This window comes from Pseudomonas protegens (genome assembly GCF_003732485.1).
Classification (GTDB): Bacteria; Pseudomonadota; Gammaproteobacteria; order Pseudomonadales; family Pseudomonadaceae; genus Aquipseudomonas; species Aquipseudomonas protegens_B.
On sequence record NZ_MOAK01000036.1, the window covers coordinates 137,751 to 138,875 of the forward strand.

General features: G+C 61.0%; 2 protein-coding genes. Both read right to left on the reverse strand.

The window, feature by feature from the left end; all coding sequences use genetic code 11:
- Nucleotides 1-410, reverse strand: a 410-nt coding sequence (locus BLX41_RS34690) for a Rossmann-fold NAD(P)-binding domain-containing protein (RefSeq protein WP_473241675.1), incomplete at its 3' end; no start/stop codon positions are given.
- Between the two features lie 28 nt (nucleotides 411-438).
- Nucleotides 439-1,125 (reverse strand): C13 family peptidase (locus BLX41_RS34695; RefSeq protein WP_259744523.1); only part of this gene is annotated, 687 nt, incomplete at its 5' end.

A 1,125-nucleotide genomic window follows, 5' to 3' on the forward strand; every position in this document is an offset into this window, starting at 1 on the left:
TTCAGGGCCTCTTCCATTTCACCCTTGACCCGGTTGTAGAAAATCGACGACTTGGGATCTGCGCCCAGGGCGCTGATCACTATCAGGTGCCGCGCGCCCATTTCCAGGGCACGTTTGCCGAAGGCCACCACCATGTCCAGGTCCACGGCGCGAAAGGCCGCTTCGGAGCCGGCCTGTTTGATAGTGGTGCCCAGGCAGCAGAAGGCGATCTCCACCTTGCCGCTCAGTTGCGGCAGGAACACTGCTGGATCGCCGACGGGGTTTTCCAGGCGTGGGTGTTCGCTCAGCGGACGTCTGCTGGGTGCCAGAACACGGATAATGGTGGGCTCGTTGAGCAGGCGATCGAGCAGTTGCTCTCCGGTCAGTCCGGAGGCGCCGGCGAGCAGGATGTGCTGAGGCGTCAAGTACATAGTCATTCCCCCTTGATACTGTTTCAGCTTAGTTGCTCTGTGCTTCCTTGCTGCCTATAGAGACACTTTGCAGTGCTTTTCGTGCCTGCTGTTTACGCAATTGTTGCCAATGCGCGATGACGCCTTTGGGGGCCCAGATCTGTGGTTCTGACGCTTCGAAGCCATCTGCCTGTTCACGCTCGGCCACAGTGGCCCTGGCCAGTTTGAAGGCATGCTCCAGGTCGTCGGTCTGGTTCAGTGCCTGGGCGAACAAAGCATCGCCGAAGTAGGTGAAATCGGCCTCTTCCGAACAGCCGAAAGACACCCGATCTGCCTGGGAGGCGGTCATGATCAGGGTCCGCTCGTCCTTGAGTGCGGGTATGAAACCACCCGAGTAGCAGGACGAGATGACGATGATCTTGTCGCGGTTTTTCAACGGCGCCAAGGCGATGGCCAGTTCATCGGCCGGCAGGTCGGCCAACTCCAGGCGCGGCTGATCCAGCACCAGTTCGTGCTCGCTGGTGCCGTGGCTGGTGAGGTAGATGAACACCAGGTCCTCGGGGCCGCTGCGCTCGGCCAGGGTCTGTGCGGCGCGGCGCAGGTTTTCCCGGGTGGCCATCGGCCGGTTCATCAGGTGGTCGCGGTGGTTGACCAGACGGATCTGACCGTAGGCGCCGAAGCGGCTCGCGAGCATGTTGCTGACATAGTCTGCTTCGCGCAGGAAGACGCTCTGCTT